This window comes from Streptomyces sp. NPDC029169 (genome assembly GCF_055563935.1).
In genome coordinates, this window is record NZ_JBVHXA010000007.1 from 96,386 (window position 1) to 118,923 (window position 22,538).

Annotated in this window: 19 protein-coding genes and 2 tRNA genes; 8 read left to right on the forward strand and 13 right to left on the reverse strand. The window is 69.0% G+C overall.

Annotated elements, in window-relative coordinates:
- Positions 1-58 precede the first annotated feature (58 nt).
- Positions 59-131 (reverse strand) — tRNA-Ala (locus ACZ4VI_RS15490).
- Between the two features lie 128 nt (positions 132-259).
- On the opposite strand from ACZ4VI_RS15490, the gene ACZ4VI_RS15495 reads away from it, so the two are divergent.
- Positions 260-808, forward strand: a complete 549-nt coding sequence (locus ACZ4VI_RS15495) for a helix-turn-helix domain-containing protein (RefSeq protein WP_467999730.1) — start codon at positions 260-262, stop codon at positions 806-808.
- A 67-nt stretch (positions 809-875) separates the two neighbouring features.
- Complete coding sequence (locus tag ACZ4VI_RS15500; RefSeq protein WP_467999731.1) at positions 876-2,165, forward strand: serine/threonine-protein kinase; 1,290 nt, start codon at positions 876-878, stop codon at positions 2,163-2,165.
- 12 nt (positions 2,166-2,177) lie between these two features.
- Here the strand turns inward: ACZ4VI_RS15500 and ACZ4VI_RS15505 are convergent, their stop codons facing one another.
- From ACZ4VI_RS15505 to dnaA, 12 genes are all read right to left on the reverse strand, one after another.
- Positions 2,178-3,536: a hypothetical protein gene (locus tag ACZ4VI_RS15505; protein ID WP_467999732.1), complete on the reverse strand. Its 1,359-nt coding sequence runs from the start codon at positions 3,534-3,536 to the stop codon at positions 2,178-2,180.
- The gene (locus tag ACZ4VI_RS15510; protein ID WP_467999733.1) at positions 3,533-5,440 is read right to left on the reverse strand and encodes a vWA domain-containing protein; all 1,908 of its coding nucleotides are present in this window, start codon (positions 5,438-5,440) and stop codon (positions 3,533-3,535) included. Before ACZ4VI_RS15510 ends, ACZ4VI_RS15505 begins: the two co-directional genes overlap by 4 nt.
- 189 nt (positions 5,441-5,629) lie before the next feature.
- On the reverse strand, positions 5,630-5,764 hold the full coding sequence (locus ACZ4VI_RS15515) for a DLW-39 family protein (RefSeq protein WP_003958712.1): 135 nt from the start codon (positions 5,762-5,764) through the stop codon (positions 5,630-5,632).
- Between the two features lie 260 nt (positions 5,765-6,024).
- Positions 6,025-6,101, reverse strand: a tRNA-Ile gene (locus ACZ4VI_RS15520).
- Between the two features lie 122 nt (positions 6,102-6,223).
- Positions 6,224-6,805 carry a DUF3566 domain-containing protein gene (locus tag ACZ4VI_RS15525; protein WP_467999734.1) on the reverse strand — a complete coding sequence of 194 codons (582 nt, stop codon included), beginning with the start codon at positions 6,803-6,805 and terminating at the stop codon, positions 6,224-6,226.
- Positions 6,806-6,910: 105 nt separating this feature from the next.
- Positions 6,911-9,514, reverse strand: a complete 2,604-nt coding sequence (gene gyrA / locus ACZ4VI_RS15530) for a DNA gyrase subunit A (protein WP_467999735.1) — start codon at positions 9,512-9,514, stop codon at positions 6,911-6,913.
- Between the two features lie 41 nt (positions 9,515-9,555).
- Positions 9,556-11,604: a DNA topoisomerase (ATP-hydrolyzing) subunit B gene (gene gyrB, locus ACZ4VI_RS15535; RefSeq protein ID WP_467999736.1), complete on the reverse strand. Its 2,049-nt coding sequence runs from the start codon at positions 11,602-11,604 to the stop codon at positions 9,556-9,558.
- Between the two features lie 333 nt (positions 11,605-11,937).
- A complete protein-coding gene (locus ACZ4VI_RS15540; RefSeq protein WP_467999737.1) occupies positions 11,938-12,495 on the reverse strand; it encodes a DciA family protein in 558 nt (185 codons plus the stop codon).
- A gap of 37 nt (positions 12,496-12,532) precedes the next feature.
- Positions 12,533-13,654, reverse strand: coding sequence for a DNA replication/repair protein RecF (gene recF, locus ACZ4VI_RS15545; protein ID WP_467999738.1), 1,122 nt, complete (start codon positions 13,652-13,654; stop codon positions 12,533-12,535).
- A 56-nt stretch (positions 13,655-13,710) separates the two neighbouring features.
- Positions 13,711-14,589: a phosphogluconate dehydrogenase (NAD(+)-dependent, decarboxylating) gene (gnd, locus tag ACZ4VI_RS15550; RefSeq protein ID WP_467999739.1), complete on the reverse strand. Its 879-nt coding sequence runs from the start codon at positions 14,587-14,589 to the stop codon at positions 13,711-13,713.
- A 120-nt stretch (positions 14,590-14,709) separates the two neighbouring features.
- Complete coding sequence (gene dnaN / locus ACZ4VI_RS15555) at positions 14,710-15,840, reverse strand: DNA polymerase III subunit beta (protein WP_467999740.1); 1,131 nt, start codon at positions 15,838-15,840, stop codon at positions 14,710-14,712.
- Positions 15,841-16,647: 807 nt separating this feature from the next.
- On the reverse strand, positions 16,648-18,441 hold the full coding sequence (gene dnaA, locus ACZ4VI_RS15560) for a chromosomal replication initiator protein DnaA (RefSeq protein ID WP_467999741.1): 1,794 nt from the start codon (positions 18,439-18,441) through the stop codon (positions 16,648-16,650).
- Positions 18,442-18,822: 381 nt separating this feature from the next.
- Here dnaA and rpmH point away from each other — a divergent pair, with 381 nt between their 5' ends.
- From rpmH to rsmG, 6 genes are all read left to right on the forward strand, one after another.
- Positions 18,823-18,960 (forward strand): 50S ribosomal protein L34, encoded by a 138-nt coding sequence (gene rpmH / locus ACZ4VI_RS15565; RefSeq protein WP_060891143.1) that lies wholly within the window; start codon positions 18,823-18,825, stop codon positions 18,958-18,960.
- A 21-nt stretch (positions 18,961-18,981) separates the two neighbouring features.
- The gene (gene rnpA / locus ACZ4VI_RS15570; protein ID WP_467999742.1) at positions 18,982-19,353 is read left to right on the forward strand and encodes a ribonuclease P protein component; all 372 of its coding nucleotides are present in this window, start codon (positions 18,982-18,984) and stop codon (positions 19,351-19,353) included.
- The gene (gene yidD, locus ACZ4VI_RS15575) at positions 19,350-19,676 is read left to right on the forward strand and encodes a membrane protein insertion efficiency factor YidD (RefSeq protein ID WP_352187225.1); all 327 of its coding nucleotides are present in this window, start codon (positions 19,350-19,352) and stop codon (positions 19,674-19,676) included. Before rnpA ends, yidD begins: the two co-directional genes overlap by 4 nt.
- A 3-nt stretch (positions 19,677-19,679) precedes the next feature.
- On the forward strand, positions 19,680-20,978 hold the full coding sequence (yidC, locus tag ACZ4VI_RS15580) for a membrane protein insertase YidC (protein WP_467999743.1): 1,299 nt from the start codon (positions 19,680-19,682) through the stop codon (positions 20,976-20,978).
- 13 nt (positions 20,979-20,991) lie between these two features.
- Positions 20,992-21,504 (forward strand): Jag family protein, encoded by a 513-nt coding sequence (locus ACZ4VI_RS15585; RefSeq protein ID WP_467999744.1) that lies wholly within the window; start codon positions 20,992-20,994, stop codon positions 21,502-21,504.
- Positions 21,505-21,619: 115 nt separating this feature from the next.
- Positions 21,620-22,336: a 16S rRNA (guanine(527)-N(7))-methyltransferase RsmG gene (gene rsmG / locus ACZ4VI_RS15590; RefSeq protein WP_467999745.1), complete on the forward strand. Its 717-nt coding sequence runs from the start codon at positions 21,620-21,622 to the stop codon at positions 22,334-22,336.
- Positions 22,337-22,538: the final 202 nt, after the last annotated feature.

The window sequence follows — 22,538 nt, forward strand, 5'->3', positions numbered from 1 at the left end:
GCACCACCGAAAACACCCCCCTGACCGCGTTTCCGCAGGTCAGAGGGGTGCACATGTGTGGAGCCTAGGGGAGTCGAACCCCTGACATCTGCCATGCAAAGACAGCGCTCTACCAACTGAGCTAAGGCCCCGGAACGAGAACAGAGTACCGGGTCACCCCCTCTTTCCCGCAAAAGGATTGGGACTCCCCGTCGGCGACCACGCTCCGTAAGATGCTGACCGGGGTTCGCAGTGGCGAACCAAGGGATGGGGAGAAGTAATGGACGCAGGACAGCAGGAAGCCACGGCAAGAGCCCGGGAGCTTCAGCGCAGTTGGTACGGGGAGCCACTGGGGGCGCTCTTCCGTCGGCTGATCGACGATCTCGGTCTCAATCAGGCCCGGCTCGCGGCTGTGCTCGGACTGTCGGCACCCATGCTCTCCCAGTTGATGAGCGGCCAGCGGGCCAAGATCGGCAACCCGGCCGTCGTCCAACGCGTCCAGGCCCTGCAGGAACTCGCGAGTCAGGTCGCCGACGGCAGCGTCAGCGCGGCCGAGGCCACGGACCGGATGGACGAGATCAAGAAGTCCCAGGGCGGCTCCGTCCTCACCGGCACCAGCCAGACCACGACCAGCTCGGGCGCGCCGACCGTGCGCCGGGTCGTCCGCGAGATCCAGTCGCTGCTGCGCTCGGTCGCGGCCGCCGGCGACATCATCGATGCGGCCGACTCACTCGCCCCCGCCCACCCGGAGCTGGCAGAGTTCCTCCGGGTGTACGGCGCCGGGCGCACCGCTGACGCGGTCGCGCACTACGAGTCGCACCAGAACTGACGCAGAGCATCCGGTCCGGCAGCCACCGCCGGACCGGCGAGGCACGACGGGGAGCGGGCGCAGCGCAATGGGTGAGGTCTTCGCTGGTCGGTACGAGCTGATCGACCCGATCGGACGCGGTGGTGTCGGCGCCGTATGGCGCGCCTGGGACCACCGGCGCCGCCGGTATGTGGCGGCCAAGGTGCTCCAGCAGAGCGATGCCCACACGCTGCTCCGCTTCGTCCGGGAGCAGGCGCTCCGGATCGACCACCCGCACGTCCTCGCCCCGGCCAGCTGGGCCGCCGACGACGACAAGGTGCTGTTCACCATGGATCTGGTGGCCGGCGGGTCTCTGGCGCACGTCATCGGCGACTACGGTCCGCTGCCGCCGCGCTTCGTCTGCACCCTGCTGGACCAGCTGCTCTCCGGATTGGCCGCGGTGCACGCGGAGGGGGTCGTGCACCGCGACATCAAGCCGGCGAACATCCTGCTCGACGTCACCGGAACCGGGCGGCCGCATCTGCGGCTGTCCGACTTCGGCATCTCGATGCGCAAGGGCGAACCCCGCCTGACGGAGACCAACTACGTGGTGGGGACGCCCGGTTACTTCGCGCCCGAGCAGATGATGGGCGCGGAGCCGGACTTCCCGGCCGACCTCTTCGCCGTCGGCCTGGTCGCGCTCTATCTGCTCCAGGGCCAGAAGCCCGACTCGCGCGCCCTGATCGAGTACTTCATGGCCCACGGGACTCCGGGAGCCCCGGAGGGGATCCCGGAGCCGCTGTGGCAGGTCCTCGCGGGCCTGCTCCAGCCCGACCCGCAGGCCCGCTTCAAGACGGCCACGGGTGTACGCAAAGCGCTGACCGCCGCCGTCGAGATGCTGCCCGAGCCGCGCGCGGACGAGGAGCCCGTCGAGGTCTTCGACCAGATCGGACCGCTGCCCGCCGGCTTCGGCCCGAACGGCCCCGAGGCCCCCAAGCCCCAGCCCCCGGCCGCGTCGCCGGCACCCACCCACGTACAGCCCCAGCAGCAGGCACAGCCACCGGCTCAGCCGCAGCAGCAGCCGCTGACGAGCCCCTCCGAGACGGGCAGCTTCCACCTGCCCCCGCCGCCCCACCAGCCGGTCCCCGCCTCCTCCGCGCATACGGCCTCCCCCCATCCCGCCGCCGCGCCGGACCTCGCCCAGGCGCCGACGGCCGCGGTGTCGTTCCCACAAGCTTCTACTCGTCAATACACCGCTCACGCCGCACAGGTTCCCGCCCAGGCGACGCCGAATGCCCCGGCAAAGCAGCCGGGACCGCCCCCGAAGGTGGCGATCCCGGTCCTGTTCGTCGCGCTGATCTGCTTCGCCGTCGGGATCTGGGCGCTCACCCAGACCTGACCGGCCGGGCCACTACCAGCCCTGCGGCGGCCCGCCCGTCGGCGGCCCGAACTGCGAGCCCTGCGAGCCGCCCTGCGCCGCGTCCCGCGCCGCCCGCCGTCGCCCGGCGAACATCCACAGGCCGAGCCCGACGATCAGCACCGTCCCGGCGCCGATCCCGGCCGCCGCGACCAGGGCCATGCTGTCGCTCTTCTGCGCCTCGGACCCGCTCGCGCCGCTGGCGGCGGCGTCCCGGTCGTCGTCGGTGACCTTGAACGGCCCGGCGTCCCCGGCGTACGCGGGCCCCGCCTGCGACGTGCCCGTGACGTTCACCCGCAGGGTCAGCGGCATCGGCTTGTCGCCGTACCCCTTGGCGACCTCCGGGCTGAGCGTGGCCTTCAGGTAGTACCAGCCGGCGAACCGCATCGCGCTGGTGGAACTGTCGGACTCGTAGCGGTTCTCGTACGCGACCGGCGGCTGCGGGTCCAGTGCGAGCGTCGCCTGCTTCCCGTCGTACGCGACCGTGTTGGAGTCGACGAATCCGCGGGCCGGGTTGTGCAACGACATCGCCAGCGCGTTGCCGAGGTACGTGTCGCCCGTGGGGCTGCTGCCGAGCTCGGCGGTGGCGAAGATCTGCTGCCCCCAGTCGACCGGCACCCGGTAGAAGAGCGTCTGCCCCGGCTTGATGTTGTCCCGCCATTCGCCCTGCTTCAGGCTGGTGGCGTCGTAGAAGCCGGTGCCGCCCGCACGCGGCTGCGGACCGCCGGCGGGCGGCGGCGGCGAGGCGGAGGGCCAGCTCTCGGGCGCCTCGGTCGGGCCGGCCGACTTGAGGGCGGGCTCGGTGAGGTGGCGGATCTCCAGCTCCCAGTCGTCGGGAGTGGAGGTGGCCTTGGTGGTCCGCTCGACCAGTACGTAGTACGCGCCGGCCCGCTGGCAGGTGCTGCTGTCGGCCTCGATCCTCCGCGACGCGTAGGCGGCGATCGGCCGGGTGTAGTCCGCCGCCCCGAAGTTCGCGTCCTCCGAGCTGCACTGCGAGCCGGAACCGTCCTGCACACTGATCTCGATGCCGTCGCCGTAGTCGGCCTTGCCCCCGGGCGGCGGCACGGCGACCACCGACACGTACGCGTTCTGCTTGTCGTCGAGATCGACCCGGTAGTAGAGCTTGCCGTCCTTCTTGATGGTGTCCCGGTAGGACTGACCGGCCTTCAACTGCTGGGCGTCCAGGCTGGAGGCGGCACCCTTGATCCGCTGGGTGCCGGGGTCGAAGGCGTACGGGCTCTCACCGGCCGCCCAGGCCTGTCCCGGCAACGCGGCGGCCATGAACACCGCCGCGGCCAGCGCCCCGGCCACCCGTCCCGTGCGGAGCCCGCCCCGCCCGCGCTGCGTCTTCACGCGCCTCTCCTCGTCGTGTCCGTAGCCGCTCTGCCCCGTACCCGCACCAGGGCGAACACCGCCCCCGCGACGAGTACGACCGCTCCGCCGCCGATGCCGGCGACCTCGATGACGGTCCATCCTGCCCCGCCCGTCCCTCCGCTGTCTGCGCGGGCGGTGGTTTCCCCCTGCTTGTCGGCATTTCCCTTGGCAGGGGCCGCGTTGTGCTCGGGCCCGGACAGCTCCTCGCCGAGGACCGCGACCCGCAGCACCACCGCGATCTGCGGGTTCTCGGCGATCTCGGCGGACTCCGCGCCCAGGGTGACGGCGATGTAGAAACCGCCCGGGGTGTGCACCGGGACGACGTTGGGGTTGCTCTCGTACCGGTTGGTCCAGGCGACCGGCACCGTGCCCATCTTCAGCGCGGTGGGGTGCCCGTCGTAGACGACCTGGGAGTTGAACATGCCCGTTCCGCCGCCGACCGGATGACGGGCCGGGGTGTAGACCTCGGTGGCCCCGTACGACATCACGGACGAGGACCGTCCCCTGACCGTCGGCTCGTTGGCGAACTCGACGTCGTAGCGCAGCTGCTGGCCCCAGCCGACCGGCACCTTGTACCAGAGCGTCTGCGAGGGCAGCACACGGTCGCGCCACACGCCCGGCCCGAGCTCCCGCGCGTCGTTGAAGCCGGTCCCGCCGCGGACGTCCCTGGGGTCGCCGGTCGGCAGGACGGCGTCCTTGCCGCCGGCGCCGTACTCCGGCCGCGACTGCGCCGCGGTCACCCCGGCCGGGAGCGGTGTCTCGGCGCCGAGGACCAGCTCCAGCGGCCAGCGGGCCGCGTCGGACGCGGGCTTGCTCGTGCGCTCGACGACGAACCAGTAGCGGCCCGCCTTGTCGCAGGTCGAGTACCGCTTCTCGGTCGGGATACGGGAGACGGCGGAGGTCAGCGGGACGGCGCCCTCGTCCTGGTGGAAGATCTCGCTGTTGGTCACGCAGGTGCCCTCACCGCTGACCGAGGCGTAGACGAGGCTGGTGGTCAGCTTGTCGACGGTGTCCACGGCCGCTCCGTGCTGCGGCACGGCCGTCGCCGAGAGGTTCACCGTGGAGACGTCGTCCAGGTCGGCCGCGTAGTACCGCTTCTCACCGGGCCCGATGCTGTCCAGATACTGCCCCGGTACGAGTACGGGCGCCTGGTCGCTCGTCGGGGTGCCGGCGACCCGCTCGCCCCGCAGCCGGTAGCCGTCGGCCGAGAGCTGAGCGGCCCGCTGGAGCTGCCGGGCCAGCGCGTCGGCGTCCGGAGCGTCGTAGTAACGGCCGTTGCCCGCCTCGGCGATGCACTCCAACTGCCCCCGCGCGGCGCCCTTCACCTGGAAGCCGACGGTGTCGATCCGCAGCCCGATGCCTTCCTTGGCGAGCTGCGCGGCGACCTCGCAGGGCTTGGGGTCGCCGCAGGTGTCCTCGCCGTCGGAGATCAGCAGGATCGTACGGGTCCCGATCGTCCCGCCCGTGGGCGTGGGAAGGTCCTGGGCGGCCTTCTGGAGGGAGAGCCCGATCGGGGTGTCCCCGGTGGGCTTCAGGGCCGCGACGGCTGCCTTGAGCCCGGCCCGGTCCAGCGGTGCGACCGGCTGGACGAGCCGGGTGTCCGTGCAGCCCTTGGGCCGGTCGGCGCCGTAGACCCGAAGGCCGGTGGGATGCCCGTCCGGGAGGCCGTCCACGACGGTGCCGACGGCCGTGCGGGCCGCTTCCATCCTCGTACGCCCCGAGCCGTCGTCGTCGCCCATGGAACCCGAGGAGTCCAGCACCATCACCAGGCTCCCGCCGCCGGCCGCCTCCCCGTCGGCCGCGGCCGCCCCCTGCGCCGGCACGAGCAGCAGGGCGAGCAATGCCCCCACCACGCACCCGGCCGCTGTTCGTCGCACTCTCATGTGACTGCCCCCTTGACCGCGATCACTCAACTTTGCGTTAGCAACCTAGTGATTTGCTCAGGTGAACTCAAGGGGATTACGTCACGGTCCTGAAACAGGGCCCGGAAGCCCTGGCAGCCGGGCCCAGAACGGCGTGGAGCCCCGGCCGCTCGAACGCGGCCAGGGCTCCACCCTCAGACAATCTGCGACTCAGACACCCGAACCTGCGGGCACGGAGTCGGTCGCCTCCGTCCACAGATCCTGCTCGGCGCGATCCGCCTGGATCTGGCGGTACACGAGGAGCCCGCCGATGGCGGCCAGTGCGACCAGGAGAAGCTTCTTCACCGCGCGACCTCGTCTTTCGTTGACGTAGGAGACTTCTGACGCCCACTCTACACACCGACCGATACCGATCGGTGACCTAGGCCGGGCCGGTGACAACAAAAGCAATCGGCCCGGACGGGTGAACCATCCGAGCCGATCATCGCGTTCGCCCGGGGCGGTCACGTAAGTGACGGGGGAGTAGCGGGGTAGCAAGATCCGGATATGGAGAAGGCCCTGCAGAACCAGTGGTTCTACAGGGCCTCTGACCTACTCGAGGTCGATGGTGGGGCTAACAGGATTTGAACCTGTGGCCTCATCCTTATCAGGGATGCGCTCTAACCAACTGAGCTATAGCCCCGCCGCGCTCTGCGGTGTGTGTCCCGCGCGCTGACTCCTGAAGATTAGCGCACGTGGGGGCCAGTCCCAAAATCGCCCGGGGCCGGAGGACCCTGATCGAAACCGCGGATGGCCCTCCGCAGGTCACTCGTCCTCCGCCAGCGTGAGCTCGACACCGCCCACGAATCCGGCCGACAGGTTGTAGATGAACGCCCCCAGCGTCGCCAGCGCGGTCATCAGGACCACGTCGATCACGGCGATCACCGAGGTGAACATCAGCACCCGCGGAAGCGACAGGAACGACTGCAGATCGAAGCCGTTGGACTCGTTCGAGCCCGTCGCCTCGCTGATCGTGCCGCCCACGGTCGAGAAGACGCCCATGGCGTCCATGACCATCCACAGCACCGACGCGGCCACGACCGTGCAGATGCCCAGCGCGATGGAGAGCAGGAAGCTCACCTTCATCACCGACCACGGGTCGGCCTTGGCCACCCGCAGCCGCGCCTTGCGCGTACGCGGCGTGGTACGTGCCCCGGTACGCGGCACGCGCACGGCACCCGTGTTCTGACCGCCCCCTCGGCCCGCCGGACCGGCGGCCGGCGCCTGAGCGCCGTACGCCTGCGGCGGATGGTACGGCCCGCTCGGCTGCTGCGCGCCCGCGCGCTCGCCGGGCAGCGGCCCGTTGTACGTCTCGTACGAGGGCTTCGGCCCTCGAGTGTCCGTCACCGCAACCCCCTGGGAGTCCGTGGCGGAACCACGGGCGCCGTCCGCTCCAGCACCGCCAGAAGCTCCGGCAGCCGCCGATCCGGCACCCGTGGCTCCACTCACGCTCTACTCCTCGTGCTCCCCGGCCGAGGGCTGGCTGCCCTCAGCTGCCTCGGCCGCGGTCGCGGCTTCGACGCCATCGCCGATCTCGGCCTCGACGACCTCTTCGGCCTCGCTGCCCGCCTCGGCGTTCCGCGCGATGCCGACGACGGCATCGCGCTTGCCCAGGTTGATCAGCTGGACGCCCATGGTGTCACGGCCGGTCTCCCTGACTTCGTTGACTCGCGTACGAATCACACCGCCGGACAGCGTGATGGCGAGGATCTCGTCCGTCTCCTCGACCACCAGCGCACCCACGAGCGAGCCACGGTCCTCCACGATCTTGGCGGCCTTGATACCGAGGCCACCGCGACCCTGGACGCGGTACTCGTCGACGTTGGTCCGCTTCGCGTACCCACCGTCGGTGGCGGTGAAGACGAACGTACCCGGCCGGACGACATTCATCGAGAGCAGCTCGTCGCCCTCGCGGAAACTCATCCCCTTGACGCCCGACGTGGCGCGTCCCATCGGGCGCAGCGCGTCGTCCGTCGCGGTGAACCGGATCGACTGCGCCTTCTTGCTGATGAGCAGCAGATCGTCCTCCGCCGAGACCAGCTCGGCGCCGATCAGCTCGTCGTCGCTGCCGTCCTCGGTCTCCCGCAGGTTGATCGCGATGACACCGCCCGCCCGCGGGGAGTCGTAGTCCTTCAGCGCGGTCTTCTTCACCAGACCGGCCTTCGTGGCCAGCACCAGGTACGGCGCGGCCTCGTAGTCGCGGATCGCCAGGATCTCGGCGATCTGCTCGTCCGGCTGGAAGGCCAGCAGGTTGGCGACGTGCTGGCCGCGCGCGTCCCGGCCGGCGTCCGGAAGCTCGTACGCCTTCGCCCGGTAGACCCGGCCCTTGTTGGTGAAGAACAGCAGCCAGTGATGGGTCGTGGACACGAAGAAGTGGTCGACGATGTCGTCCTGCTTCAGCTTCGTACCGCGCACACCCTTGCCGCCGCGCTTCTGCGAGCGGTAGTCCTCGGTCTTCGTCCGCTTCACATAACCGCCACGCGTGATCGTGACGACGATGTCCTCCTCGGCGATCAGGTCCTCGATGGACATGTCACCGTCGAAGGGCACCAGCTTGGAGCGGCGGTCGTCGCCGAACTTCTCGACGAGCAGCGCCAGCTCCTCGCTGACGATCTGCCGCTGCCGCTCCTCGGACGCGAGGATCGCGTTGTACTCGTTGATCTTCGCCTGGAGCTCGTCGTGCTCCGCGACGATCTTCTGCCGCTCCAGGGCGGCGAGCCGGCGCAGCTGCATCTCGAGGATGGCGTTGGCCTGGATCTCGTCGATCTGGAGGAGGCCCATCAGGCCCTCGCGCGCGACCTCGACCGTGTCGCTGCGCCGGATGAGCGCGATGACCTCGTCGATCGCGTCCAGCGCCTTCAGCAGACCGCGCAGGATGTGGGCGCGCTCCTCGGCCTTGCGCAGCCGGAAGCGGGTCCGGCGCACGATGACCTCGATCTGGTGCGTCACCCAGTGGCGGATGAACGCGTCCAGCGAGAGCGTGCGCGGCACACCGTCGACGAGCGCCAGCATGTTCGCGCCGAAGTTCGTCTGCAGGTCGGTGTGCTTGTACAGGTTGTTGAGGACGACCTTGGCGACGGCATCGCGCTTGAGCACGATGACGAGCCGCTGGCCGGTACGGGACGAGGTCTCGTCGCGGACGTCGGCGATGCCGCCGATCTTGCCGTCCTTCACCAGGTCGGCGATCTTCTGCGCGAGGTTGTCCGGGTTCACCTGGTACGGCAGCTCCGTGACCACCAGGCACTGGCGGTTCTGGATCTCCTCCACCTCGACGACCGCGCGCATCGTGATCGAGCCACGGCCGGTGCGGTACGCCTCCTCGATGCCCTTGCGGCCCACGACCAGCGCACCGGTCGGGAAGTCCGGGCCCTTGATCCGCTCGATGAGCGCGTCGAGGAGCTCCTCGTGCGTGGCCTCCGGGTGCTCCAGCGCCCACTGGGCACCGGCCGCGACCTCGCGCAGGTTGTGCGGCGGAATGTTGGTCGCCATGCCGACCGCGATACCGGCCGAGCCGTTGACCAGCAGGTTCGGGAAGCGCGCCGGCAGAACCGTCGGCTCCTGGTTCCGGCCGTCGTAGTTGTCCTGGAAGTCGACGGTCTCCTCGTCGATGTCCCGGAGCATCTCCATGGCCAGCGGCATCATCTTGCACTCGGTGTACCGCATGGCGGCGGCCGGGTCGTTGCCCGGGGAACCGAAGTTGCCGTTGGAGTCCACCAGCGGCATGCGCATCGACCAGTGCTGGGCCAGGCGGACCAGCGCGTCGTAGATCGAGGTGTCGCCGTGCGGGTGGTACGTACCCATGACGTCGCCGACGACGCGGGCGCACTTGTAGAAGCCCTTCTCGGGCCGGTAGCCGCCGTCGTACATCGCGTACAGCACACGGCGGTGGACCGGCTTCAGGCCGTCCCGCACGTCGGGCAGCGCACGCGACACGATGACGGACATCGCGTAGTCGAGGTAGGAGCGCTGCATCTCCGTCTCGAGCCCGACGGGCTCGACACGCAGGGCGACAGGCTCTTCTTCTTCGGTGGTGGCGGGGATGTTTTCGTCGGCCATTGCTGGTCGCGAGTCCTTTCGTACGGTCAGCTGAGGCCGACTCAGATGTCGAGGAAGCGAACGTCCTTGGCGTTGCGCTGGATGAACGAGCGCCGCGCCTCGACGTCCTCACCCATCAGCACCGAGAACAGATCGTCGGCCTGCGCCGCGTCGTCCAGGGTCACCTGGCCGAGCACACGGTGGTCCTGGTCCATGGTCGTGATGCGCAGCTCCTCGGCGTTCATCTCACCGAGACCCTTGAAGCGCTGGATCGAGTCCTCACGGATCCGCTTGCCGTTCTGCTTGCCCAGCTCGACCAGCGCGTCGCGCTCACGGTCCGAGTACGCGTACTCGAAGTCGTCCCGGCCCCACTTGATCTTGTAGAGCGGCGGGCGGGAGAGGTAGACGTGCCCGGCCTCGACCAGCGGACGCATGAAGCGGAAGAGGAAGGTCAGCAGCAGGGTGTTGATGTGCTGGCCGTCGACGTCGGCGTCCGCCATCAGAATGATCTTGTGATAGCGGAGCTTCTCGATGTCGAAGTCCTCGTGGACTCCGGTGCCGAAGGCCGAGATCAGCGCCTGGACCTCGGTGTTCTGCAGGATCTTGTCGATCCGCGCCTTCTCGACGTTCAGGATCTTGCCGCGGATCGGCAGGATGGCCTGGTACATCGGGTTACGGCCGGACTTCGCCGAGCCACCGGCGGAGTCACCCTCGACGATGAAGATCTCGCACTTGGTCGGGTCGTTCGACTGGCAGTCGCTCAGCTTGCCCGGCAGCGACGCCGACTCGAGCAGACCCTTCCGGCGGGTCAGGTCACGGGCCTTGCGGGCCGCCACGCGCGCGGTGGCCGCCTGGATCGACTTACGGATGATGTCCGCGGCCTCGACCGGGTTCCGGTCGAACCAGTCGTTGAGGTGCTCGTGGACGATCTTCTGCACGAAGGTCTTGGCCTCCGTGTTGCCCAGCTTGGTCTTCGTCTGGCCCTCGAACTGCGGCTCGCCCAGCTTGATGGAGATGATCGCCGTCAGACCCTCGCGGATGTCCTCACCCGTGAGGTTGTCGTCCTTCTCGCGCAGCAGCTTCTTGTCACGCGCGTACCGGTTCACCAGACCCGTCAGCGCGGCCCGGAAGCCCTCCTCGTGCGTACCGCCCTCATGGGTGTGGATCGTGTTCGCGAAGGAGTACACGCCCTCGCTGTACTGCGAGTTCCACTGCATCGCGATCTCGACCGAGAGCATCCGCTCCTTGTCCTCGGCCTCGACGTCGATGACGGTCGGGTGGATCAGATCGCCCTTGCGCGAGTTGAGGTACTTCACGAAGTCGACGATGCCGCCCTCGTAGTGGTACTTCACCGTGCGCGCGGTCGGCTCGGCGGCGGCCTCGGCGTCCGGGTCGTCGGCGCCGACCGTGGCCTTCGCGGACTCGCGCTCGTCGGTGAGCGTGATGGTGAGGCCCTTGTTCAGGAAGGCCATCTCCTGGAAACGGCGCGAGAGCGTCTCGAAGGAGTACTCGGTCGTCTCGAAGATGTCCGGGTCGGACCAGAACGTGACCGAGGTGCCGGTCTCGTCGGTCTCCTCGTGCTTGGCGAGGGGCGCGGTCGGGGCGCCCAGCTTGTAGTCCTGCGTCCAGCGGTGGCCGTCGGTCTTGATCTCCACCGAGACCTTCGTGGAGAGGGCGTTGACGACGGATACGCCGACGCCGTGCAGACCGCCGGAGACCGCGTAGCCGCCGCCGCCGAACTTGCCGCCCGCGTGGAGGACTGTCAGCACGACCTCGACGGCCGGCTTGCCCTCGGACGCAACGATGCCCACCGGGATGCCACGGCCGTTGTCGACGACACGCACGCCGCCGTCGGCGAGGATCGTCACATCGATGGTGTCCGCGTGCCCGGCCAGGGCTTCGTCGACCGAGTTGTCGACGACCTCCTGCACCATGTGGTGCAGGCCGCGCTCACCGGTCGACCCGATGTACATGCCGGGTCGCTTGCGGACCGCGTCCAGACCCTCGAGCACGGTGATCGCGCTGGCGTCGTACGACGCAGCGTTGGCGGACGGAGTGTTCTCGTTGGGGTTGCCGGAATCGGCCACGAAGCGCCCTTTCTGGCACAGCACAAGCCGTTCTCCGGGCATACGGGAGCGGCTGCGTCGTTCGACATGTTCCGCGGGGTGGCGGGATTGTCTACCAGTCTACCGGTAGCGCCGACACGAATGGGGGTTTGCCGGTACCTGAGTCCGCATGTGCCGCCCTGAGCGGGAGCGAGACGACTCCCCATATCCAGGCAGGGGCTCCAAAGGGCTCTGACGGCCACCCAGCGCTTCGAGCTGTTACCAGCTGTGGGCAATCGTTCCGCAGGGCGGAACGGGTGGGCACAGCCCACGAACGCGCTGCCCGCGCCAGGGCCCCGCACCACGGCACCCCGGGGCGCCCGAGGCCCTCAGGCAACGTCAGCCGTACGTATCCCCAGGCCCGACGGACCCGGGCGCCCTCAACGGCCCGTACCCCCGCCGGGGCCCGGCGGACGGCCCGAGGACCTTGATCACCCGCACCGTCCCCTGCCCCAGATCCTCGTTCAGCCGCGCCACCAGCCTCGGCGCCAACAGCCTCAGCTGCGTCGCCCACGCCGTCGAGTCGCACTGCACGGTCAGCACCCGCTCCTCCGGGTCCTCGTCGTACTTCAGCGGTACGCAGTGCTTCGCCAGGTCCTCGCCCACGATCTGCGGCCAGCGCCCCATGACCCCGCCCACCGCCGCCGGCGTCTCCCAGCCGCGCTCGGTGATGAGCCGGTTGATCGCCGCGCCGAGGCCGATCGGGTCCCGCCCGTCGGCATGCGCGCCCGACCGCAGCCCGCCACCCCGCCGGGCCTGCTTCTTCTGCTGGGCCGCCGCGCCCCGCGCCTTCGCCTGCTCCTTGGCGGCGCGCAGCGCGACCCGCGCGAGATCCACACCCGACGGCTCGGGCGCCTTCGGGGCCGGGGCACCCTGGGGACTCTCGTTCTCGCTCACGACCTCACGCCCCTCATGGCGCCCCTCACGACGCCCCTCACAGCCTCTCCACCGAACCCCCCGCGACCCCGTACCGAGCCCCCGCCAGCACCCCCGGCACGTCGTCGTCCACCGCCGCCGTCACCAGCACCTGCTCGCCCGGCGCCACCAGCTCCGCGAGCCGCTCCCGCCGGCGCGCGTCCAGCTCGGCGAAGACGTCGTCCAGGACCAGTACCGGCTCGTTCCCCTCCGCCCGCAGCAGGTCGTACGAGGCCAGCCGCAGCGCCAGCGCGTACGACCAGGACTCCCCGTGACTCGCGTACCCCTTCGCCGGCAGATCGCCCAGCTTGAGCACCAGCTCGTCCCGGTGCGGACCGACCAGCGTCACACCCCGCTCGATCTCCTGCTTGCGCACCTCCGCCAGCGCGGCGATCACCTGCTCGTACAGCTCCTCGCGCGTATGCCCGGGCCCCGGCGCCGACGGCCGGTACTCCAGCAGAATCGGTCCACCGCCCGGCGCCAGCTGCTCGTACGCCTTGTCCGCCAGCGGCTGCAGCACACCGATCAGATCCAGCCGCTGTGCAAGGAGCTCGGCACCCGCCCGCGCCAGATGCTGGTCCCACACGTCCAGCGTCGACAGATCCATGCCACGACCGCCGTGCCGCCGCGCCATCGCCGCCGACTTCAACAAGGTATTGCGCTGCTTCAGCACCCGCTCGTAGTCGGAACGCACACCCGCCATACGCGGCGCACGCGCCGTGATCAGCTCGTCCAGGAACCGCCGGCGCTCCCCGGGATCGCCCTTGACCAGCGCCAGATCCTCCGGAGCGAACAGCACCGTCCGTACGATCCCCAGCACGTCACGCGGCCTGACCTGCGAGGACCTGTTGATACGCGCACGGTTCGCCCGCCCCGGGTTCAGCTCGAGCTCGACCAGCTGAGAGCGCTCGCCCTGGGTGACCGCGGCCCGGATGATCGCCCGGTCAGCCCCCATCCGTACGAGCGGCGCGTCCGAGGCGACGCGATGGCTCCCCAGGGTCGCGAGATAGCCCACGGCCTCGACCAGATTGGTCTTCCCCTGACCGTTCGCGCCCACGAACGCGGTGACGCCCGGATCGAGCGGGACCTCGACCCGGGCGTAGGAGCGGAAGTCGGCCAGCGACAGATGCGTGACATGCATGGTGTACGCCGACCTTCCCCCGGCTGCTGCGCACCGCAGGGTGCACAGCCTGTGGATTACTTTTTGGACTCGACCGCGTGGCCACCGAACTGGTTGCGCAGCGCGGCGATCATCTTCATCTGCGGGGAGTCGTCCTGACGCGACGCGAACCGCGCGAACAGCGACGCCGTGATCGCCGGCAGCGGCACCGCGTTGTCGATCGCGGCCTCCACCGTCCAGCGTCCCTCACCGGAGTCCTGCGCGTAACCGCGGAGCTTCTCCAGGTGCTCGTCCTCGTCCAGCGCGTTGACCGCCAGGTCGAGCAGCCAGGAACGGATGACCGTGCCCTCCTGCCACGAGCGGAAGACCTCGCGCACGTCCGTGACGGAGTCGACCTTCTCCAGGAGCTCCCAGCCCTCGGCGTACGCCTGCATCATCGCGTACTCGATGCCGTTGTGGACCATCTTCGCGAAGTGGCCGGCACCGACCTTGCCCGCGTGCACCGAACCGAACTCGCCCTCGGGCTTCAGCGCGTCGAAGACCGGCTGCACCCGCGCCACATGCTCGGCGTCGCCGCCGTACATCAGCGCGTAGCCGTTCTCCAGGCCCCACACACCACCGGAGACTCCGCAGTCGACGAAGCCGATGCCCTTGGCGGCGAGCTCCTCCGCGTGCTTCTCGTCGTCGGTCCAGCGGGAGTTCCCGCCGTCCACGACGATGTCGCCGGGGGACAGCAGATTCGCCAGCTCGTCGATGGTGGACTGGGTCGCGGCACCCGCCGGAACCATGACCCACACGACGCGCGGACCCTTCAACTTGCCCACAAGCTCTTCCAGGCTGTGGACATCGGCGAGGTCCGGGTTGCGGTCGTATCCGATGACGGTGTGGCCTGCGCGGCGGATGCGCTCACGCATGTTGCCGCCCATCTTGCCGAGACCGACGAGACCGAGCTCCATCAGAGATTCCTTAAGCGTTGTGTGCGGTTTACCCGGGTCCGAGCCTACGCCCGGCCCCTTGTGCACACCTGTGGGGTCAGCCGCTCAGTCGACGGCCGCCCGAGAGCGGTCCTCCCGGCGTCAGCCGCTCAGCCGCACCGGCATGATCAGGTACTTGTACGCCTCGTCCGCCTCCGCGTCCACGGCCGGCTTGCCGCTCAGCAGCGCCGGCTTGGTGGAGGTGGTGAAGGAGAGCTGGGCGACCGGGGAGTCGATCGCGCTCAGGCCGTCCAGCAGGAAGGTCGGGTTGAAGGCGATCGAGATGTCGTCGCCCTCCAGCCGCGCGTCCACACGCTCCACAGCCTGTGCGTCATCGCTGGAACCGGCCTCCAGGATCAGCACGCCCTGCTCGAAGCTCAGCCGGACCGGGGTGTTGCGCTCGGCCACCAGGGCCACACGCTTGACGGCCTCCACGAACGGGGCGGTCTCGATCACCGCGACCGAGTTGAACTCGGTGGGGAAGAGCGTCCGGTACTTCGGCAGGTCGCCCTCGAGCAGCCGCGTGGTAGTGCGGCGGCCGGCGCCCTCGAAACCGATCAGACCCTCGCCCTTGCCGGAGCCCGAGAGCGCCAGGGTGACGGTGTCGCCGCTGGTCAGCGCCTTGGCCGTGTCCAGCAGGGTCTTCGCGGGCACCAGGGCGACCGCGGAGACGTCCGGGGACTCCGGCTTCCACAGGAACTCGCGGACCGCGAAGCGGTAGCGGTCGGTGGAGGCCAGGGTGACCGTGTCGCCCTCGATCTCGATGCGCACACCGGTCAGCACCGGCAGCGTGTCGTCACGGCCGGCGGCGATGGCGACCTGGGCCGCGGCGGAGGCGAAGACCTCACCGGGCACGGTGCCGGTCGCGGTGGGCATCTCCGGCAGCGCCGGGTACTCCTCCACAGGCAGGGTGTGGAGGGTGAAGCGGGAGGAGCCGCAGACCACGGTCGCCCGTACACCGTCTGTGGAGATCTCGACGGGGCGGTTGGGGAGGGCGCGGCAGATGTCGGCGAGCAGGCGGCCGGAGACCAGGACGGTGCCGTCCTCCTCCACCTCCGCCTCGACCGAGACACGGGCCGAGACCTCGTAGTCGAAGCTCGAGAAGCTCAGCGCGCCGTCCTCGGCCTTCAGCAGAAGGCCCGCGAGTACGGGCGCCGGCGGACGGGCCGGGAGGCTACGGGCCACCCAGGCCACCGCCTCCGCGAGTACATCGCGCTCCACCCGGATCTTCACCGGAACCGCCTCCTGCTGTTGCTGGCTCTTCGTCGACTGCGGGAACCAGTCTGACGTACGCCACCGACACTCGGTGCGGCTCGGGGTCAAGTCGCGACAAGCGGCCAGGGAGCGGCCGACCCCAAGTTGTGCACAGGCCCCACTTCGAAGCGGATTCCGGGCTAACTCTATGTGGGAGTAGTAGTAGGGCCTGTGGAAACGGTGGATAACGCTATATGCGCAGGTCACCACCCGTTTTTTGTCCACCGACCCTGTGGGCGGACCCAGTGGACAACTCAGGAGTTCTGTGGACACCCGAAAGTTCTGCACACCCGGTACACAGGCCACTGGGACTTCTCCCCAGCGCTGTCCCCAGCTTTACCCATGTTCCCCACAGCCCAACCGTCCCCCTTGGTGTGACCGCTTTCACTCGACGCGGTGACCCCGGGCGTTTCGTTGCCGAACAGTGGACAGGGGTGTGGAGAACGTGTGGGCAACAGACCCACCCCTGTGGGTTGCCAGTGGACAACTCACGGCACCCCCTGTGGACGAAAGATTCATCCACAAGCTGTGGATCAAGGTTGCCAACAATTCCACACCCACCTGACCTGCGGTGTTGCCCTCCCACCCACCCAGCCTATGGAGGGGCTCCGGATAACTCGCAGAGTCCCCACCCTGTGGACGGAAGATCATCCCGCAATCTGTGGAGAACGCACTACGGCCCCCAAGAAATCGAACAGCCCCACCCGCGCACCCCTGTGCGGAACACGCCGAAGGGCGCCCCGGGAGGTGTCCCGGAGCGCCCTTCGGGGGGTGCGAGCGGCTCTCTCAGCCGTTCTTGATGCGGTTGGTGAGCTCGGTGACCTGGTTGTAGATGGAGCGCCGCTCGGCCATCAGCGCGCGGATCTTCCGGTCGGCGTGCATGACGGTGGTGTGGTCGCGGCCGCCGAACTGCGCGCCGATCTTCGGCAGGGACAGGTCGGTGAGTTCGCGGCAGAGGTACATGGCGATCTGCCGGGCTGTCACCAGGACGCGGCTGCGGGAGGACCCGCAGAGGTCCTCGACGGTGAGGCCGAAGTAGTCGGCCGTGGCCGCCATGATCGCGCCGGCCGTGATCTCGGGGGCGGAGTCCTCGCCGCCGGGGATCAGGTCCTTGAGGACGATCTCGGTCAGCCCGAGGTCCACCGGCTGCCGGTTGAGGCTGGCGAAGGCCGTCACCCGGATCAGGGCGCCCTCCAGCTCACGGATGTTCCGCGAGATGCGGGAGGCGATGAACTCCAGCACCTCCGGCGGGGCGTTGAGCTGCTCCTGTACGGCCTTCTTGCGGAGGATCGCGATCCGCGTCTCCAGCTCGGGCGGCTGCACGTCGGTGGTGAGGCCCCACTCGAAGCGGTTGCGGAGCCGGTCCTCCAGGGTCATCAGCTGCTTGGGCGGCCGGTCCGAGGAGAGCACGATCTGCTTGTTGGCGTTGTGGAGCGTGTTGAAGGTGTGGAAGAACTCCTCCTGCGTCGACTCCTTGCTCGCGAGGAACTGGATGTCGTCGACGAGGAGGATGTCCACGTCGCGGTAGCGCTTGCGGAAGGTGTCGCCCTTGCCGTCGCGGATCGAGTTGATGAACTCGTTGGTGAACTCCTCCGAGCTCACGTACCGCACGCGCGTGCCGGGGTAGAGGCTGCGCGCGTAGTGCCCGATGGCGTGGAGCAGGTGGGTCTTGCCGAGGCCCGACTCGCCGTAGATGAAGAGCGGGTTGTAGGCCTTCGCCGGTGCTTCGGCGACCGCGACGGCGGCGGCGTGGGCGAACCGGTTCGAGGAGCCGATGACGAAGGTGTCGAAGAGGTACTTGGGGTTCAGGCGTGCGTGCTGCTCGCCGGGTGCTCCGGAGCCGGACCCCTGTCCGGAGACCGCGCCGGTGTGTCCTCCCCCGGGACCCTGCACCGGACCGCCGTGCCCACCGGGACCGCCGGGGCGCGGGCCGTGGCCGGCGCCGGGCCGTGGCACGTCGGGCAGCTCGGCCCGCTCAGGCCGCTGCGGCTGGTCGTAGGCGGACGGCCTCTCGTCGTACCGCGGCTGCTGGGGCTGCTGCTGCCGCGGACCCGTGTACGGATCGCGTTCCTGGAACGAACCGAGCCGGGGCTGCTGCCAGGAGAGGTCTTCCTGGGTGCGCGGCCAGGAGCCCGGGTCGGGGCGCTGCTGCTGGTATTCCGGGTAGGCGGGGCGTGCGGTGGGCAGGCCGTCGTCCGGCAGGGGCCGGTGGCCGTAGCCGTCGTACTTCTCGTACGTGTCCGCCGGCGGCCGCTCGTCGTAGCGGGGCGGCTGCTGGGCGGAGGGTGCGAGGGGGGTGGGCTCGCCGACGGAGTCGTCGACGGTGATCGCGATCCGGATGGGGCGGCCGCACTCGCGGCTGAGGGTCTCGCTGATGAGCGGGGCGAGGCGTCCTTCGAGGACGCGCTTGCCCCATTCGTTGGGGACGGCGAGGAGCGCGGTGTCGGCGACGAGTGCGAGAGGCTGGCAGCGTTCGATCCACTGCTTGTCCTTGGGCTCGATGCCCTGTTGGCCTTCGCCGAGGAGTTGCTCGAGCACGCGTGGCCACACTGCGGCAAGATCGGCAGGTACGTCAGCCACAGGGCACGCTTCCTCGCAGGTCCCACGAATGTGTGGTTCTCGGGACGGTGGGTCGATGTCCGTCAGGACAGGTAAGGACAGAACGGAAAAAGATTGCGGAGTCCAGCCACGGTAGTCGCGGCGGCTGACCAGGTTCAAGTTGTTGTCCACAGCCTGTGCACAATGGACCCCGGTGATCGGTCGGTTTGACCGGATGGCGTAGCCGCGCGTACCGTAACCAGGTCGAGTTGTCGATGGCTGCTGCCGCCTGCCTCCGATGGGCAAAGATCACGGTCTGTGATCGTGAAGCGGTGCACTCGGGCGTATTGCGAGCTACTCGTGGGCGCACGGTGACAGCCAGGCGATGTCCCGCCATCTACGAATCATTTCTGGAGCCCCCGAGTGAGCAAGCGCACCTTCCAGCCGAACAACCGTCGTCGCGCCAAGACCCACGGCTTCCGCCTGCGGATGCGTACGCGTGCCGGCCGCGCCATCCTGGCGAACCGCCGTTCCAAGGGTCGCTCGAGCCTGTCCGCCTGATCCGCCTAAACAGGTCATGACGTGCTGCCTACCGAAAATCGGCTGAGGCGGCGCGAGGACTTCGCAACCGCGGTACGCCGAGGGCGCCGGGCCGGTCGCCCGCTCCTCGTCGTCCACCTACGCAGCGGTGCAACGGACCCGCACGCGCCTGGGGAGAGCGCTTCCCCGACGCGTGCGGGTTTCGTCGTGAGCAAGGCCGTGGGCGGCGCCGTTGTGCGCAACCTGGTGAAGCGACGCCTGCGCCATCTCGTCCGCGAACGGCTGTCCGAGCTGCCCCCCGGTAGCCTGGTGGTCGTACGGGCGTTGCCCGGAGCCGGCGACGCCGATCACGCACAGCTGGCCCGAGACCTCGACGCCGCTCTTCAGCGGCTCCTGGGAGGGGGCGCGCGATGAAGTACCCGCTGCTGGCTCTCATCAAGCTGTACCAGTGGACGATCAGCCCGCTTCTCGGGCCCGTCTGCCGGTACTACCCGTCGTGTTCCCACTATGGATTCACGGCCATCGACCGGCATGGCGCGATCAAGGGCACTGCCCTGACCGCCTGGCGCATTCTGCGGTGCAATCCGTGGTCGCCCGGCGGCGTGGACCACGTACCTCCGCGCAAGCGTCCTCGCTGGCACGAACTGTTGCGGAACGCCCTGCGTGGCGACAAGGGCGGGTCCCCCGCCGAGACGAGCCCGGCCGCAGAGACCTCGCCCAATGCTCAAGGAGCCTGATTAGTGGACACGATTGCCAGTCTGTTCAGCTTCATCACCACACCCGTCTCATGGGTGATCGTCCAGTTCCACTCGCTGTACGGGGCGATCTTCGGTCCTGACACCGGCTGGGCCTGGGGCCTGTCGATCGTGTCTCTGGTGGTGCTGATCCGGATCTGTCTGATCCCGCTGTTCGTCAAGCAGATCAAGTCGACCCGGAACATGCAGGCGCTCCAGCCGAAGATGAAGGCGATCCAGGAGCGCTACAAGAGCGACAAGCAGCGTCAGTCCGAAGAGATGATGAAGCTGTACAAGGAGACGGGCACCAACCCGCTCTCCTCGTGCCTTCCCATCCTGGCGCAGTCGCCGTTCTTCTTCGCTCTGTACCACGTACTGAGCAAGATCGCCGATGGCAAGGAGATCGGTGTCCTCAACCAGGACCTGGTCAACAGCGCCCGCGAAGCCCATATCTTCGGTGCTCCGATCGCCGCGAAGTTCATGGACACCCCCGCGATGGTCGAGGCGCTCAACGCCTCCCTGACCGATGTCCGCATCGTGACCGCGATCATGATCATCCTGATGTCGGCCTCGCAGTTCTTCACCCAGCGCCAGCTGATGATGAAGAACGTCGACCTCTCGGTGAAGACGCCGTACATGCAGCAGCAGAAGATGCTCATGTACATCTTCCCGGTGATCTTCGCCGTCATGGGTATCAACTTCCCCGTCGGTGTCCTCGTCTACTGGCTGACCACGAACGTGTGGACCATGGGCCAGCAGATGTACGTGATCAACCAGAACCCCACCCCGGGCAGCAAGGCCCAGGACGCCTACCTCCAGCGCCTGCTGAAGAGCGTCGGGGCGCATGGTGAGGTCCGTGGGCGTCGCCGGAAGAACGTGGTCAAGGCGATCGTCGCCAAGGGAGCCGACCGCAACGAGAACGAGCGCCGCTTCTTCGCGGGTCTGTCGAAGGCCGGCTTCGTCGCCCAGGCCGACGGCACCGTGATCAAGGGCGAGACCGTCGCCGCGGAGGCCGAGGGCGGTGCCGCGGTCAGGCGTCAGCAGCCCAAGCGCCAGACCAAGGCGAAGCGCCAGGCCGCTGCCCACCACTCCACGGCCAAGGGTGCCGAGGAGGCCGCCGGCTCCGGTGACGCCGTCGAGGAGCCCAAGACCTCGCTGGAGAAGCCGCAGGACGCGGCCAAGGACTCGGCCCAGGGTGAGAAGCCCGGGCGGCCGAGCCGCGCCAACTCCGGGGGTTCCCGGCAGGCCAAGTCCGGTCAGCGCAAGGGCCAGCAGCGCCCGAAGCACCCGTCGTCCAAGAAGTAGAAGGAGTCCATCCGTGACGGAAGGCACCACCTCCGCCGCCGCAGAGGGTGGCGACACCCTGACCCGCCTGGAGCAGGAGGGTGAGATCGCGGCCGACTACCTCGAGGGTCTGCTCGACATCGCCGACCTGGACGGCGACATCGACATGGACGTCGAGGCGGACCGGGCCGCGGTCTCCATCGTCAGTGACTCGAGCAGTCGTGACCTGCAGAAGCTTGTGGGCCGCGACGGCGAGGTGCTGGAGGCGCTCCAGGAGCTGACTCGCCTGGCGGTGCACCGGGAAACCGGTGACCGCAGCCGGCTCATGCTCGACATCGCCGGGTTCCGCGCCAAGAAGCGTGCCGAGCTCGCCGAGATCGGTGCGAAGGCCGCGTCCGAGGTGAAGTCGACCGGTGCGCCGGTCAAGCTGGACCCGATGACGCCGTTCGAGCGCAAGGTCGTGCACGACGCGGTCGCCGCCGCCGGTCTGCGCAGCGAGTCCGAGGGCGAGGAGCCGCAGCGCTTCGTCGTCGTGCTCCCTGCCTGACCCCTCTCGCAGTGTCGGCCCCGTCTGCTCGCAGGCGGGGCCGATCTTGTCAGCCTGATAGTCAGCCACCACAGTGCGCTCGCACCTATGTGTGCGGTGCGGAAGGACGGTTCCCGTGACGGAGGCAGCGGAGCTCCCCCCTGCGCCCGAACAGGCGCGGACGGTATTCGGCGAGTACTTCCCGGAGGCTGTCCGGTACGCGGAGCTCCTCGCGGACGCGGGTGTCAAGCGCGGGCTGATCGGCCCGCGGGAGGTTCCCCGTCTGTGGGAGCGGCACCTGCTGAACTGTGCGGTGCTCTCCGAGGTGGTGCCCGAGGGCGTCACCGTGTGCGATGTCGGCTCGGGGGCCGGGCTGCCGGGTATCCCGCTGGCTCTGGTGCGCCCGGACCTGAAGATCACGCTCCTTGAGCCGCTGCTCCGGCGTACGAACTTCCTTCAGGAGGTCGTGGAGCTGCTGGGTCTGGATCATGTGACCGTGGTGCGCGGCCGCGCGGAGGAGATGCTCGGCAAGCTGCCTCCGGTGCATGTCGTGACCGCGCGTGCCGTGGCGCCGCTGGACCGGCTGGCCGGCTGGGGTGTGCCGCTGCTGCGTCCGTACGGAGAGATGCTGGCGCTCAAGGGCGACACCGCGGAGGAGGAGATCGACGGCGCTCGTGCCGCGCTCTCCAAGCTCGGTGTGGTGGCGACCTCGGTGCTCCAGGTCGGCGAGGGCATTGTGGACCCGCTGTCGACCGTCGTACGGGTGGAGGTTGGTGAGAGTCCGGGTGGTGTGAGGTTCGCCGCGAAGCGGGCCAAGGCCGCTCGCCCCAGCAGGGCCCATCGTCGCCGCTGAGGCGTCAATGCGGCGCTTCTGAGCCGTCAACCCTGCGTAACTGATCCGTACAAGTTGCTATACGTACGTATTTCGGAGTGTCGAGCGGTCTTGTGTCGGCGGCGAGTGCATCGTGTTTCACGTGAAACGTCGCTCACTGCTGCAGGGGATCATCAGCCGCGGCCGCGCGGCTGCCACGCCCCGGGACCGCAAACCCCTCGCG

Excerpts from the sequence above, each read along its gene's own strand:
- ACZ4VI_RS15495 (WP_467999730.1), top strand. The coding sequence starts at position 260 with ATGGACGCAGGACAGCAGGAAGCCACGGCAAGAGCCCGGGAGCTTCAG.
- ACZ4VI_RS15500 (WP_467999731.1), top strand. The coding sequence starts at position 876 with ATGGGTGAGGTCTTCGCTGGTCGGTACGAGCTGATCGACCCGATCGGA.
- ACZ4VI_RS15510 (WP_467999733.1), bottom strand. The coding sequence starts at position 5,440 with ATGAGAGTGCGACGAACAGCGGCCGGGTGCGTGGTGGGGGCATTGCTC.
- gyrA (WP_467999735.1), bottom strand. The coding sequence starts at position 9,514 with ATGGCCGACGAAAACATCCCCGCCACCACCGAAGAAGAAGAGCCTGTC.
- recF (WP_467999738.1), bottom strand. The coding sequence starts at position 13,654 with ATGCATGTCACGCATCTGTCGCTGGCCGACTTCCGCTCCTACGCCCGG.
- gnd (WP_467999739.1), bottom strand. The coding sequence starts at position 14,589 with ATGGAGCTCGGTCTCGTCGGTCTCGGCAAGATGGGCGGCAACATGCGT.
- yidD (WP_352187225.1), top strand. The coding sequence starts at position 19,350 with ATGAAGTACCCGCTGCTGGCTCTCATCAAGCTGTACCAGTGGACGATC.